We start from the raw sequence: 14,643 nt of genomic DNA, 5'->3' as shown, positions 1-14,643 counted from the left end.
CGAGGAACTTATATCATATATTGCACACCTCGCGAGAATGGCGCTGAAGATATTATAAGCTATAACGAGACATCGTTCTATAACCTATAACTTGCTTAGCGCGCCGATTATGGAGCTTCTTCGAAGTAGAACAGGTTCGGCGAATCCTTCAGTTCGGATGGCAGCTCCGCTTCCCACAGGGTTTCGCCGCCATAGTCAATGAAGCGCGCGGTCGTTCCCTCCCGCGCCAGGTAGCCGTCCATCGTCAGCGACTCGCAGCTCTCGCCCCGCTTCCCGGCCGCCTTCCCGGTGGCGAGGTCGATGACCTTGCTTCCGATCTGCGGACGAATCACGAAGCCGCCCTCATAGCCCCCCTGCGAGTGATAACCGTCCGCCAGGCACACGTACCTGCCGCTCGGGTCGACCGCCACAAGCCCCGTCACCTCCGCATCCACGCCGCTCAAGGAGTCGATCGGAATCGTCTTGAAGCGCTTGCCGGACTCGTCCACCCTGTACAGTTCGGTCACTTCGAGGTCGTGGTAGATCCCCTCGGTCGCGCCCTCGGCGTCACGGCCCGCCGAGTACCACCGCAACCTGCATCCCTCGTCGAGATCCGTCTCGGTCTCCAGCTCCTCGCCCTGCGGCGAGAACCACTCGGTGGGACCGAACGCCTCGATCGGCGCGCCGGTCTCGTCCCACACCTTCGCGCGGTGCGCCAGCACCGCGGAGCCGTCCGGCGCCCACACCGGATCGAGGCAGACGTGGTCGACGGGATAGGGCACGCTTCCGGTCACCTCGCCGGTGCTCAGGTCGGCGATCCGCAGGTCGCTGTCCGGCGTGCCGCCCGAGACCCACGACGCGTGCCGCTGGTCCGGGGCGATGCTCAGCGTCGACTGGAAGACCAGGCCCACGTCCCCCGAGCGGTCCCAGACGCCCCCGAGGTCCAGCACCGCTTCGGTCTCGTCGGTGCTCACATCCCAGCGCCACAGCCGGTGGTCGTCGCCGACGCCGTACAGCACGCCCGGTTCGGCGTCGTCCGCCGAGCTGCCGTCGCACCCGGCCAGGCCCGCTGCCATCAGCATGCCGCTCACGACGATGCCCATGATGCGTCTGCGATCGGCCATGTCGCCCCCTAACTCCAATGTGTAGGCACCGGCGTCCTTGTCGGCCATGGCGTGCCTGGCGATCAGGTCCAGCCAGGCTCGGCCCTTGACCGAGGAGTCGGTCGGGTCGACCGAATCGCTCTTGAACCGGCCCCTCAGCAGCTGGTAGCCCGAGCGCGTCTGCGGCCCCCAGATGCCGTCGATGACCATCTCGGACATCCCGGCCAGGTCCCTGGCCGCCCACTGGATGATCGTGACGTCGGTGCCGAAGTCCCAGTCGAACGCGACGACCTGCCGCCCCCGGTCGGCGTGGATGTGGTTCCAGTGGGAGCCGTCGGGGTCGTTGTTGACGTGCAGGACGGTCCCGAAGTACTTGCGGCACATCGCCACGACGGCCAAGTACCGGCGCCGCAGCCGGAGCCGGTCGTCCTTGCCGTGGACGGCGAGGTCGACGAAGCGATCCGGCCCCCAGGCGACCTTCGTGAAGTCGATCGCCGCCCCGTAGCGGTGATAGCCCGGCTTGCAGACCTTCGCGCCCGCCAGGCCCACCCACGCCAGCGACCACGGGGTGCCGTGCGGCGGGTAGTTCCGGCCGAGGTCGTCGAGCGCGTACGCGAGCCTTCCCGACCGGTCGTGGACCTCCTCGTGCATCGTGAAGGAGGTGACCGACGGGTGGACGCCGTAGCCGCTGCCGTTGAACGCCGTGCGGTACCGCAGCTCCCATTCGCGTTTGCCGATCCAGTTGCGGGTGATGTCGGGCATCTCGCACTTCGACGACGAGAAGGCCTCACTGCTGCTCGGGAATCCCATGGCGACTCCTCGTCAGAGCCCTCGGGCGCGCACGGTGTCGGCGTCGAGTTCGAGCCAGGCGCCGGTGCGGCCGCGGATCGCGACGACCTCGCCCGCGCAGCCGCACTCGGTGCCAGGTGACTCGTTCACGCGGCCACTGTGCCCGAAGCGGGATTCGCTCACCTTCCCGTCGCGGTCGCTGAAGACGCTGACCTCGCCGTCGGCGGTGGGGACCGCCGCCATGGGGCGTCCGGCGCCGTCCTCGGTGGCGACGAGTTCGAGACCGCTGCGGAGGATGCTGCCGCTGCGCATGGTCTGGGTGCCGGTGCCGTCGGCGGTGACGGCGACGAGCCGGTCGCCGGTGGCGGCGAGCACGGTGCCGTAGCCCTCGCCGAGTCCCTCCGCGAGCGGGACGTGGCGCCAGGTGCGGCCGTCGTCGGCGCTGAAGGCGAGGTGGCTTCGCGTGATCATGGCGAGGTCGGCGTCCGGGCAGCCTTCGATGGCGACGGCGAGGCCGCGCCGTCCCGGCAGCGCCACGGCCGTCGCGGCGCCGGACCGGATCTGCGCCGGGACCGAGAGTTCGGCGAACGCGGACCGGTCGCCTTGGAGGCGCAGCAGGGCCGGGCGGGCGCGGTAGACGTCGATGTCGACGACGCCGTCGGGGAGCGCCGGGTCGGCCTCGCCCGGGTCGGTCGAGGCGCCGAACTCGGAGAGTGGATCGCTGCGGTTGTCGACGGTGACGGTCTTGACCAGTTCGTCGACCGCGCCGGTGACCCACAGCGCCTCGCCGCGCGCGGCCATCGAGTGCGGGTGGAAGCCCGCGGGCAGATCGACCGGGAGACGCTCGCCGAGGCTGACGCACCCGTCGTCCTCGACGGTGAAGCGCCGGATCGCGTACGGCTCGGCGGCCTCCCCGTCGGCGGTGAGCGCCAGGAGTTCGCCCCCGCGGGCGGCGGCGGAGCGGATCGACGGCGCCGCGCCGCTCGCGCCCGCCCGCCCGGGTGCGGCGGTGATCCCGGCGGCAAGCAGGGCCGCCGCTCCGGTCAGCACGGTCCGTCGCGTCAACGGCGAACCCTCGATAGCGGCCATGGCGGTACTCCGGTTCAGTGGACGAGTCGGGAACCCGACTCGGAAGTAACTCCATATTGGCCAATGATGCGGCGCGGATCAGGCGAATCGAACACTTTCACGGAATTGAGGGGTTCGCGCCCCGATTTCGCCCGTTCCCGGGCATCGGCATCGGATGTTCGCTATAGTCTCGACGGTCACTCGACAATCCGAGCGCCACTCGCAATGTCTGCAGTTGCGCGGTTCGCCTCGTGCGCGTCCGGGCCCGGCACGGCCGCGCCGGCCCCGGACGCTCGCCTCAGCCCCGGTCGACCGTCAGCTTGTCGCCCGCGTCGGTGGTGCCGACCTTCACCGTGTCGCCGTCGATGATCTTGCCCTCCAACAGCTCCCGCGAGAGCGGGTCGCCGATGGCGCTCTGGATCAATCGGCGCAGCGGCCTGGCCCCGTAGACCGGATCGAAGCCGCGATCGGCCAGCCACGACTTCGCCGCGTCGTCCACGGCGAGCTTGAGCCGCCGCGTGTCCATGCGCCGCTGCAACTGCCGCAGCTGCACGTCCACGATCGAGGTGAGGTCGTCGTGCTCCAGGGCGTGGAAGATGACGATGTCGTCGAGCCGGTTGAGGAACTCGGGCTTGAAGTGCCCCCGGATCGCGCCGAGCACCGATTCGCGCTTCGCCTCGCCCTCGAGCATCGGATCGGTCAGCGACTGCGAGCCGAGGTTCGAGGTCATGATCAAGATGGTGTTGCGGAAGTCGACCGTGCGGCCCTGCCCGTCGGTCAACCGCCCGTCGTCGAGGACCTGCAGGAGCGTGTCGAACACGCGCGGGTGCGCCTTCTCGACCTCGTCGAGCAGCACCACCGAATACGGGCGGCGGCGCACCGGCTCGGTGAGCTGCCCGCCCTCCTCGTAGCCGACGTAGCCGGGCGGGGCGCCGATGAGGCGCGCCACCGAGTGCTGCTCGGTGTACTCGCCCATGTCGATGCGGATCATCGCCCGGTCGTCGTCGAACATGAACTCGGCGAGGGCCTTCGCCAGCTCGGTCTTGCCGACGCCGGTGGGCCCGGCGAAGATGAACGAGCCGGTGGGCCGGTTCGGGTCGGACAGCCCGGCGCGGGCGCGCCGCAGCGCGTCGGCGACCACGGTCACCGCCTCCCGCTGGCCCACGACGCGCTCGCCCAGGATCCGCTCGGCGCCCAGCAGCTTCTGCGTCTCGGACTCCTGGAGGCGCCCGGCGGGAATGCCGGTCCAGGACGAGACGACGTCGGCGATCTCGTCGGCGTCGATCTCCTCCTTGAGCATCGGGGCCTCGGCGGCCGACTCGCCCGAGCGCTCGAGCTCGGTCTCGGCCTCCGCCAGGCGCTGCTCGAGCTCGGGGATCTTGCCGTAGCGCAGCTGCGCGGCCTTCTCCAAGTCGTATTCGCGTTCGGCGCGCTCGGCCTGCGTGCGCAGGTCGTCGAGCTGCTCCTTGAGCTCGGAGACCTTGGAGATGCGGTCCTTCTCCGAGGCCCACTGGCGGCTGAGGGCCGCGAGGCGCTCGCGTGCGTCGGCGAGCTCGCGCTGGAGGGCCCCGAGCCGCTCGGCCGAGGCCGGGTCGTCGGTCTCGTTCTGGAGCGCGGTCTCCTCGATCTCCAGGCGGCGCACGGCCCGCTCGACCTCGTCGATCTCCTCGGGGCGCGAGTCGATCTCGATGCGCAGGCGGCTGGCGGCCTCGTCGACCAGGTCGATGGCCTTGTCCGGGAGCTGGCGGTCGGTGATGTACCTGGCCGAGAGCTGCGAGGCGGCCACCAGCGCGGAGTCGGTGATGCGCACGCCGTGGTGGACCTCGTAGCGCTCCTTGAGGCCGCGCAGGATGGCGACGGTGTCCTCGACGGACGGCTCGCCCACGTAGACCTGCTGGAAGCGGCGCTCCAGGGCGGCGTCCTTCTCGATGTGCTCGCGGTACTCGTTCAGCGTGGTGGCGCCGATCATGTGGAGCTCGCCGCGGGCCAGGGCGGGCTTGAGCATGTTCCCGGCGTCCATCGAGCCCTCGGACTTGCCCGCGCCGACCATGGTGTGCAGCTCGTCCATGAACGGGATGATCTCGCCGTCAGAGGACTTGATCTCCTCCAGCACCGACTTGAACCGCTCCTCGAACTGGCCGCGGTACTGGGCTCCGGCGATCATGCTGGCGAGGTCGAGCAGGATGACGCGCCGGTCCCGCAGGGACTCGGGGACGTCCCCGGCGACGATGCGCTGCGCGAGGCCCTCGACGATGGCGGTCTTGCCGACGCCGGGCTCGCCGATGAGGACCGGGTTGTTCTTGGTGCGCCGCGACAGGACCTGGATGACGCGGCGGATCTCGGTGTCGCGGCCGATGACCGGGTCGACCTTGCCCGAGCGGGCGGTCTCGGTGAGGTCCACGCCGTACTTCTCGAGGGCCTTGTAGCCCTGCTCGGGGTCGGCGCTGGAGATCTTGCGGTCGCCGCCGCGCAGGGTGGGGAAGGCGCTCAGCAGCTTCTTCTCGGTGGCGCCCTGCTCGGCGAGGTAGGCGCCGAGCTCGCCGCCGGACTGGACGAGGCCGGTGAGGAGGTGCTCGGTGGAGACGTACTCGTCGCCGTAGTCGGTGGCGATCTTGTCGGCGGCGTTGATGGCGCGCAGCGACTCACGGGCCATGGACGGCTCGGAGACCGACGGCCCCGAGGCCGAGGGCATCTCGTCGAGGCGGCGCTCGGTCTCGGCCGAGACGGTGCCGGGCGTGACGCCGACGAGCTGGAGCAGGCCCGGCGCGGTGGAACCGTCGACGGTGAGCAGCGCGTCGAGCAGATGCCAGGGGTCGACGGCCGGATTCCCGCCCGCGGCGGCGGTGCGGGCGGCCTGGGAGATGACTTCGCGGCTCTTGGTGGTCAAGCGGTTGACGTCCACGTGTCTGCCTTCCTTGGCGCGAGTTCGGCTGGTCGATGGGGCGCGCCCGAAGTTGAGTCTATACGACTCAACTTTTAGCGGCCAGCTGGTTGACTCAGCTCACAGCCTAAAGCCCCGAGCTGCACGGACCCGGGGCTTTGCCCCGCGTCTTCGCACGCGGCGCGTCGACCGTCCCCGAGCCGCGCGGGTTCGGGCCGGAGGCGCGCTGGGTTTCAGACGCGGCGAGCACCGTCCTCGAAGTGGCGGCTCCACCTCGGCGGGCGCCACCGAGCCCGATGCGAGCCGTTCTCAGACCGTGGTGTCCCAGTAACCGATCCGCTTGGCCGGATCGTCCATCCAGTCCACATGGAACGCTTCGGGATCCATGAAGAGCGACCCCTCGTCGGCCAGGATCCGGCCCCCGTCGCCCGCTTCGCGGTGGACGAAGACGTGCCCCTCGGCGCGCAGGGCCGTCGCCTCACCGGCGCCCACCTCGATCGCGAGGCGCTCGCTGATCCGATCGGGCATCGCCCCGGCGTCCGACGGGTTCGCCCCGCGCGGGACGGCGTCGTAGGAGACCTCGATCTCGTGCGGCCCCGGCGGCAGCGGATACCACCAGTTGCCCCAGGTCGCGGGCTGCTCAAGTCCGTCGATCCGCACCCGCGGCGCCTCCACCATGAGGCTCGCCAGTTCGCTGTCGCGCACGCGGACGCCGTCGCCGTCCTTCCACAGGTGGCGGTGCGCCCGCAGCCGCAGCAGCAGCGCGCCGCGGCCGGGCGCGAACTCGGGGAGGCGTTCGGGGCGCTCGCCGAGGAGCTCCGGGCGATCGGGCGCGGCGGGCCCGTCCCACGGGTAGTGGACGATCTCCGAGAGACCCGGCCGCTCGCCTTCGAGCTTCAGCTCGGCCACCCGGGCGCGCTCGCGCTTTCTCCACGGGAGGAACACCAGCAGGATCGCGGCGATCGCCACGACCGAGACGACGGCCGCGACGCTCCCGGCTTCGTCGATGCTGAAGGCGTTCACCACCGCGACGGGCAGCCCGCACAGCACGACGACGACGGCCGCCCACTCGTAAAGGTACACAAGGGACTTCGGTATCGCGGTGGACGTCTCGCGCGGACCGAAGTGCCGGGTGTACCGGTCGGCCTCCTCCCGCCAGAACAGGGAGGCCGTCCGGCCCTCCTCGATCTCGGCCACGACCGGACTGCACGTGTCGCCGCACTGCACCTCGACCACGTGGCGCCCCGCCGGAAGGGCCACCAGGACGCGGCCGTCACCGACCGCGACCGGCTCCCCGTCCACCGCGGCCACCGGCATCGTCGCGGCCGAGTCGAGCACGAGTTCGAGCAGGCCCCCCCCGGGTTCGGCGATGAGCGGAGCGCCCGAGGAGGCCGCGAACCGCGACGGGATCACCTCGAGCGCCGAATCGCGGTGGAAGAGCGGCCTCGACCGGGTCGGCCTGCCGCGCAGGTCCACGTAATGGTCCCGGTTGTTCCGGTACGACAGGCGCAGATCGCGCGGGACGGCCTTGCGGTCGAGGCCGAACATCAGAGCTCGCCCCCGGACTTGTCCAGCTCCGCGGCCGACTCCTCGTCGGCCAGGCGGTAGTTCGACGCCACGTCGGTGAACCGCTGCGAGTTGCCCTCCAGAGCCGGGGAGATGAGCGCGACGTCCCCGGCGATCTCCGTCCGCTGCTCGTTGTAGCCGTCGACGAACCCCTGGCACGCCAGGCCCCAGGTCCAATAGTCGGTGTCGGTGTCGCCCTCGACCGCCTCGCGCAGTCGGTCCGCGTTGCCCTTGAGGCGCGAGAGCTCGCTCGCGCACACGTCGAACTCGGCGGGGTCCACGTCGATGTAGCCGGACATGCCGCCGGCCTGGTCCGACGAGCCGGTGGCCACGCCATTGCCCGGATCGCCGCTCGAAGCTATGCCGGAGACGGCCCCCGATACCGGTCCGCCGGCCCACATCAGCGCGTTCCTGCTCGACTGCATGACCGTCGACCGGAGGACGTCGGCGCCGATGAGCGCGAGGCGGCGGGCCAGCCCCTGCGCCAGCGCCACGCGCAGTGTCGCCACGGCCATGTCCATCGCGGTCTTGCGTGCCGTGAACATCAGGAACTTGGCGATGGAAGCGCCCGCCGACGGGTACGCCAGCGCGAGCGCGATGAGCCCGTGGATGATCAGCTGCTCGATCAGCGCCGAGAGCAGGGACTTGATGACCTCGTAGATCGTCTTCGACAGCATGTGGGCGTGGTTGAGGTGCTCACGGATCTGGGCGATCTCGAAGGCGCAGCCCTGGATGGCCGCGCCCATGCCGCCGACCTTGTCCCGGGCGGCGTCGGCGGTGGGCGACTGCGAGGTGGCCAGGCTCTGCGACCAGGCGTCGTCCACATCCTCGCGGAGGTTCACGAGCACCTCCTGGAACTGCCCCCAGCGGTCCTGGAGGGCCATCATCGCGTCGGGGTCGCCCGAGAGCCAGGTGAGGATCTTGTTGATGGGTTCGACGAAAGTGAGCACCATGTCCAGGCCCATGCCCACCAGGAGCCCCAGCGGGTTCGTCCAGCCGCCGACCGCCTCAAGGCCGAGGTTGGCGATGTCGGCGGCGACGGACACCGCGGCGGCTCCGGCCGAGACCTCGTCTTCCGTCCTCGCCTTGTCGATGGTCTCCGCCATGTGAAGGAACTGCTTGGCGCCGGGGGTCGCTTCGCCGGCCTTCTGCCAATTGGATTTCGTTTCGGGGGGATGGTCAGCGATGTTCGAGCTGTCGTCGGTCATCTGCTCTCCGCGTGGTCGTCGTTGACGGGCGAGTCTCGGCCGCAGTGCCGCGCGATCGGCGCACCTGCCGTCGAGTAGATCGCGGCCCTCTCGGGGGAGCGGGCCTGCACCGGTTCGGGGGGCGCCGACGAGCGCTGCACGCGGCTACGTCCGGGAAACCGGCTGCCCGACATGGTAGTGACCGGACACAAGCCGCGCAACGGGCGTTTGAACGGCGCGGGCCCCGGACGCGTGCGCGTCCGGGGCCCGTTCGGTTCGGGGTCAGCGGTCGGCGCCGGTCCTGCCGAAGATGGACTTGAGCTTGGCCATGAAGCCCGGCTTCGAGGAGGGCTTCGGGGGCTCCTCCCCATCGGCGTCGGTCTTCTCGGCGGTCGGCTCCTCGATGTGGTCGATCTCGGGCTCGCGCTCCGCCTTGGGCGCCTCGGCCTGGGCCGGGACGACCTTCTCGGACTCGGGCTCGGCAGCCGGTTCCCCGGCGGCCTCGGGCTCGGCTTCGGCGATCGGCTCCGGTGCCGGTTCGGGCTCCGGCTCGGCTTCCGCCGCGGGCTCGGGCTCCGGTTCCGGCTCGGGTGCGGCGGCGAGCTCGGGCTCGGCTTCGGCAGCCGCCTCGGCGGCCGGGGCCTCCTCCGGTTCGGCGGTGCCGGCAATGTCGGCGTCGGCAGCGTCGGCGTCGACGGTGGCGCCGTCGACGAGCAGTTCCTTCAGATCGGCGAGCTTGATGACGGGCACGCCGGTCTCCTCGGCCTTCTTCACGCGAGCCTCGGACGACTTCACCGTGTCGTCGACGAGCAAGTGCGTCACCGTCTTCGTGAATTTCGCGGCGATCGCGACATCTGCGTCGGCCGCGGCGATCTCGCGGGCCTCTTCGGCGTCCGGGCCTGTGCCCAGGACGATGATCCGGATCTTCGCTCCCGTCTTCGTCGGCACGGGGACCTCCCTTAATCGATGGATTGCGGCTACAGGGGCACAGCGGGTCTTAGTGTCGCGCTTCTTTGAAGCGTACCGGTCGCCCGGTCCGACTTCGCTGAGCGTAGACGGGCGAATCGCCGCTGCTACCGGGACCTTTGCTGCAATGCCGTTTCGATGCCGCCGACCCGGTCGGACAGCAAGGTGATCGCCCCGACCGCTCTCGACATAGGATCGTCGTCGCCGCCGCCGAGGGTCTGCTCGCGGCGGAACGCGGCTTTGACGGCCTCCCAACGGGCCTGCTGCTCGTCGGTCAGTCGGCCGCGCAGTTCGGCCAGTTTGAGCAGGTTCGCCTCGGCCCCGGAGGCGAGCGTCTGCGCCTCCCCCGCGTAGTGGTCGTCGATGAGCGATTCGAGCTCCTCGTCGTTCATGACCGGTACCACTCGCTCGGTGAGTCGGTTCATGTTCCGGTAGGAGCCCTGGAGCAGGAACGGCGGCTCGGTTCGGGCAGAGTCGTCCATGGCGGCAGAGGCGATGTACGCGAGATTGTTCCGCAATACGGTCCGTTGGACGCGGACGAGCTTGCGCATCACCGAGAGGATCTGGTCGAGCTCCCCCGCCGAGTAGGGGTGGCGCAGGCTGTCGGGCTTCGCCGTCGGGTCCCCGGCGGCCAGGCGGATGAGCAGCCGGACGTCGTCCCGCTCGCGCCCGGCCACCGGGGCGAGCACGGCGTTCGAGGTCAGGGCGTTCTCGATGTAGGACCGGGCGAAGACCTCGTCGCGCCCCGACAGGACGTCGCCGAGGTTCCACACGTCGGCGCGGTTGGCGAGCATGTCGGGGATGCGGAACCGCTGCCCGGCCTCGGTGTACGGGTTGCCGGCCATGCAGACGGCGAAGCGCTTCCCGCGCAGGTCGTAGGTGCGGGTGCGGCCGTTCCAGACGCCCTCCATGCGGCGCTGGGCGTCGCACAGCGAGATGAACTTCTGGAGCAGCTCGGGGTTGGTGTGCTGGATGTCGTCGAGGTAGAGCAGAACGTTGTTGCCGCATTCGAGGGCGAAGTTGATCTTCTCGACCTCTTGGCGGGCCGTGGCGTTCGGCGCGTCGGCCGGATCGACCGAGACGGTCTCGTAGCCGAGCGAGGGGCCGTTGACCTTGACCAGGAGCATCCCGAGCCGGTCGGCCACGTACTCCATGAGCGTGGTCTTGCCGTAGCCGGGCGGGGAGATGAGCATGAGCATGCCCGACTGGTCGGTGCGGCGCGCGTCGCCGGTACCCGCACCGATCTGCTTGGCGAGGTTGGAGCCGATGAGCGGCAGGTACACCTCGTCGATGAGCTGGTTGCGCACGAACCCGGCCATGACCTTCGGCTTGAACTCCTCGACGCGCAGCTCCCTCTTGTAGGCCTCGATGAGCTCGCCGCGGCGGCCCTGGTAGGCGCGGTAGCCGGGGGCGGTCACGGTGCGGAAGCGCGAGGTGCGGGCGAGGAACTCGTCGAGCCGCAGCGGCAGCGTGCGGCCCTCGATGCGCGCGTGGGTGCCGAGCAGGCCGGTGACGGCGCTGACGAGTTCGGCGGTGACGTCGTAGGAGTCGGCCTCGGCCAGCAGCATCGCGAGCGCCTCGGGCAGCTCGGCCTCGTCGAACCGCTCGCCGTCGCTGCCGCGCAGGAACGCGTCGAGCCAGTTCCAGGCCAGGCCCCACTGCGAGTACAGGTCGCCGTCGAGGGCGTTCAAGTCCGCCGTGAACGCGGCCTTCGCCGCCGGGCCGATCTGGCGCTCGAACGCGGCGAGGAGGTCGCGGGCGCGCCCGGACGCGGCGAACGCACCGGTGCCCGCGAGCTCCTCGGCGAGGTACTCGGCGGCGAGCTCGGTCTGCGGCCGGAGCTTGAAGCTGAAGTGGAGCGAGAGCCTGGAGCCGTCGAGGAACGGCGCGATCTCGCTCTCGAGCTCGGCGACGAGCCCGGCCATCGCGTCGGGCCGGCCGAACGTCTCGCGGACGCGCGCCAGCGACCGGGCCTGCGCCGCGAGGCGCTCCCGGTCCTCCTTGGGGACGCCGTGGACCCAGTACAGGCGCGCGGCCGCACGGCACGCGGACGTGTAGCGCAGCGTCCCGGCCTCGGCGTGGAGGCGCAGCACTTCGGCGAGGATCGCGGCGGCGTCGGCGTCGTGGACGCCGCGCTCGTACCCCTCGTCGTAGCGTTCGGCCGCTGCGGCGGCGACGAAGCGCGGCAGGTCCTCCTCGGCACTGAGTTCGGCGGCGCCGTGCTCGGCCAGCAGCGAGGCGGCCAGGTGCTCGGCGCGGTAGACCTCAGGATTCTCCGAGGCCAGGAACTGGGTCCAGTACGGCTTCGTGTCGGCGAAGGCCGGGTCGTCGACGACGTGGCGGTAGTCGGTGCCGGTGAGCGAGAACGCGAGCGCGTCTCCCGATGGCACCAGTGTGAGGTCGAGCGGCTGGGTGTTGACCGGGATGCGGTGCTCGCCGAAGCGGATCGCGTCGCCGTCGAACAGGTCGAGCTGGTCCTGGAGGGCGCGGCCCGCCTCCTGGCGGGTGGCCTGGATGCGGCCCTCGATCTCCTCGGCGCGGACGGTGTCGTCGAGGTCGCGCAGTTCGGTGATGACGCGGCGCAGCCGCTCGATCATCGGGTCGGTCGCGAAGTAGGTGTTGACCTCGTCCAGCGAGGACAGCGAGGCGCTGCGGCGGGCGACGGCCTCCAGGATGCGGTCGGCCGAGGCGGCGAGCCGCTCGGCGCGGCGGGCGGCCTCGTCGAGCAGGTTCTGCTTGCGCGAGGAGAACGCCTCGTAGACGTCGGTGCGCTTGTCGGCCAGCTGCGTGAGGAAGTCGCCTGAGTCGGCGAAGCGCGTCTCGAGGTTCTCGACGGTGAGCAGGAGGCGCCCGAGCTGCTCGTCGCAGTCGGCGGGCGTGTCCGCGGCGGCGAGCGCGGCGGTGACGGCCTGCCCGAGGAGGGCGTACTCGGCGGCGAACTCGGCTCTGCCCTCGCCGACGGACAGCTCGCGGCGGCGGGCGGCCAGGGCCGCGCGGGTGCGGTTGACGGCGGCCAGGACCTCGGAGACGCGCCCGAGGATGGCGGTGCGGACGGTCGCGTCGCCGATCTCGAGTGCGGAGACGACCTCGGTGAGGGTCTCCAGGCCGTGCTGGCGGGCGTCGAGGTCCTCGACCAGCGGGGCGGACTCGGCGACGGTCTCGATGCCCTCGGCCTTCTGCTCCATCTCGCCGATCTCGGCGAAGTAGGGCGCGAAGGCGTCCTCGCGTTCGAGGAAGGCGACGGCCCGCCTGCCGGTGCCGTCGAGGCATTCGGTCAGGTCGGCCTCCATGCGGTCGATGCGGCCGGTGTCGACGTAGCGGACGTCGCGGAGGGTGACCAGGCGGCCCTGGGCGCCGCGCAGGTCGGTCAGCAGGGCGACCCATTCCTCGGCGGACTTGGGGGCCTCGCCGCGGGCGCGGCGCAAGAGCTTGAGCGTGTCGGTCTCGGCCTGCCCCAGGGCCTTGCCGGCCTCGGCGGTCAGCTCGGCGACGGTGGCGTACTCGTCGAGGACGGCCTCGGCGGTCTCGCGGACGCTGCGGAGCGTCTCGTCAAGCGCGAACAGGCCCTCGTCGCGGAGCCACGGGTAGTCGTCGAGGCAGCGGGTGGCCGCGGCGATGAGCGCCTCGAACACGGCCTGGCCGGGCTGCATCTCGCGGACCATGCGCGCCACGGAGAGCGCGTCGGAGACGGCGCGGACGGCCTCGGCGTTGCCGATGCGGTGGATCGGGGTGTCGCCGGTCTCCTGGGCGGCGGCGTGGGCCTCGGAGACGAACGGGGTGGCCCACACCTGCATCGGGTGGACGCGGGTGGTCTCCTCGCCGGTGAAGCGGAAGGCGAGCAGGGTGCCGTCGTCGAAGAGCGAGTAGCCGTGGACGCTCATCGGCGCCGCGACTTCCTTGCGGATGACGTTGTACGGCAAGAGCAGCGAGCGGCCCTCGGCTTCGTGGTAGAAGATGAAGAGGACGTCTTCGCCGTTGGGGGAGCGGATCGTGCGCAGGAAGCGCAGGTCCGTGGTGTCGTGGTCGAAGGTCTTGAGCTTGCCCTCGTTGAGGTAGTAGCCGCCGGGGAAGATGATCCCGTGGTCCTCGGGCAGGCGGCGGCAGGCCGCGCCGATGGCGTCGGCGCGCTGGACGTCGCCGGTGCGGCCGTTGTAGATCAGGTAGCGGGTCTGGGTCTCCTTGTAGGGGAGGATCCGCAGCAGGATCAGCGGCCCGACGCGGGAGTAGGCGATCGAGGCGTCGGCCAGGGACTGGAGGGACTCGGCCACGGGCTCGGAGAAGACGCCCTCGCCGGTCTCGGTGTTGTCCTCGACCTTGACGGTGAGGGTGCCGCCGATGCATTCGACGAAGATCTCGTCCTCGATGGACACGTGCGGGTGGCGGCCGGTGACGTGGTGGTCCCGGGTGGTCTCGACCCATTCGAAGTCGTAGGGCTCGGGCCAGGCGTTGTCGGCCTCGCCGCGCGCGTCCATGTACTCGGCGGTGCCGTCGGGGTGCAGCTGCCAGCGCAGGACGCGCTGGTCGGCGAGGTTCTCGCCGATGCGGAAGACCGCGAGGAGCCGGGTCTCCACCTGGCGCACCTGGAGCAGCTCGGTCGAGCGGTAGTACCGATACATCTCGGTGAAGTCGGCGGTGAAGCGCGCGTCGTCGAGGACGTGCCCGGACTGCTCGACCTCGGTGAAGGAGAACTTGCCGTCTTCGTGGACGAAGTTGTGGAGGGCGAAGACGTCGCTCACGTCGGTGTGCGACTTGAGGCCCATGTGGACGTTGTAGCCGAAGAGCAGGTGTCCGCCCACCTGCACCATGTCGCGCGGGATGCAGTTGTTCGCGGTGCGGATGCGGGTGGTGCCCAGGAGCTTGAGCTCGGTCGATCCGAACGCCTCGGTGCGCGCGGCGTTGAGCGACTCGGCCCGGCCGGTCAGCTCGGTGGCGAAGTCGGCGAGGCGCGTCGACAGGACTTCGTAGGTGCCCGCGTCGAGGCCGCTGTCAGGGGCGCTCGCTGCGTCGCCGGTCCCGGCGGCATCGGATGCGGCAGTGTTCTCTTCGGCCATGGCTGTGTTCCCCAGAAAGCGATGGAAGCGGCGTCGAGACCGCCACAGCAGAG

At 70.6% G+C, this 14,643-nt stretch carries 7 protein-coding genes; all 7 read right to left on the bottom strand.

Annotated elements, in window-relative coordinates; all coding sequences use genetic code 11:
- Positions 1–107: 107 nt before the first annotated feature.
- Entirely contained in the window at positions 108–1,892 is a 1,785-nt protein-coding gene (locus H613_RS0108575) for a WD40 repeat domain-containing protein (RefSeq protein WP_026923472.1), read from the bottom strand.
- Between the two features lie 12 nt (positions 1,893–1,904).
- The gene (locus H613_RS0108570) at positions 1,905–2,936 is read right to left on the bottom strand and encodes a hypothetical protein (RefSeq protein WP_026923471.1); all 1,032 of its coding nucleotides are present in this window, start codon (positions 2,934–2,936) and stop codon (positions 1,905–1,907) included.
- Positions 2,937–3,237: 301 nt separating this feature from the next.
- Complete coding sequence (gene clpB / locus H613_RS0108565) at positions 3,238–5,841, bottom strand: ATP-dependent chaperone ClpB (RefSeq protein WP_026923470.1); 2,604 nt, start codon at positions 5,839–5,841, stop codon at positions 3,238–3,240.
- Between the two features lie 288 nt (positions 5,842–6,129).
- Entirely contained in the window at positions 6,130–7,368 is a 1,239-nt protein-coding gene (locus H613_RS0108560) for a hypothetical protein (protein WP_026923469.1), read from the bottom strand.
- Positions 7,368–8,594 (bottom strand): hypothetical protein, encoded by a 1,227-nt coding sequence (locus H613_RS0108555; RefSeq protein WP_026923468.1) that lies wholly within the window; start codon positions 8,592–8,594, stop codon positions 7,368–7,370. The genes H613_RS0108560 and H613_RS0108555 overlap by 1 nt, the downstream gene beginning before the upstream one ends.
- A 261-nt stretch (positions 8,595–8,855) precedes the next feature.
- The gene (locus H613_RS29090; protein WP_051393119.1) at positions 8,856–9,521 is read right to left on the bottom strand and encodes a hypothetical protein; all 666 of its coding nucleotides are present in this window, start codon (positions 9,519–9,521) and stop codon (positions 8,856–8,858) included.
- Positions 9,522–9,646: 125 nt separating this feature from the next.
- Positions 9,647–14,590 carry a DNA repair ATPase gene (locus H613_RS0108545; protein ID WP_026923467.1) on the bottom strand — a complete coding sequence of 1,648 codons (4,944 nt, stop codon included), beginning with the start codon at positions 14,588–14,590 and terminating at the stop codon, positions 9,647–9,649.
- Positions 14,591–14,643 lie beyond the last annotated feature (53 nt).

This window comes from Glycomyces arizonensis DSM 44726, assembly GCF_000482705.1.
GTDB classification, from domain to species: Bacteria; Actinomycetota; Actinomycetes; order Mycobacteriales; family Micromonosporaceae; genus Glycomyces; species Glycomyces arizonensis.
The sequence above is the reverse complement of the archived record's forward strand: the minus strand, read 5'-3'. Positions and strand labels throughout refer to the sequence as shown.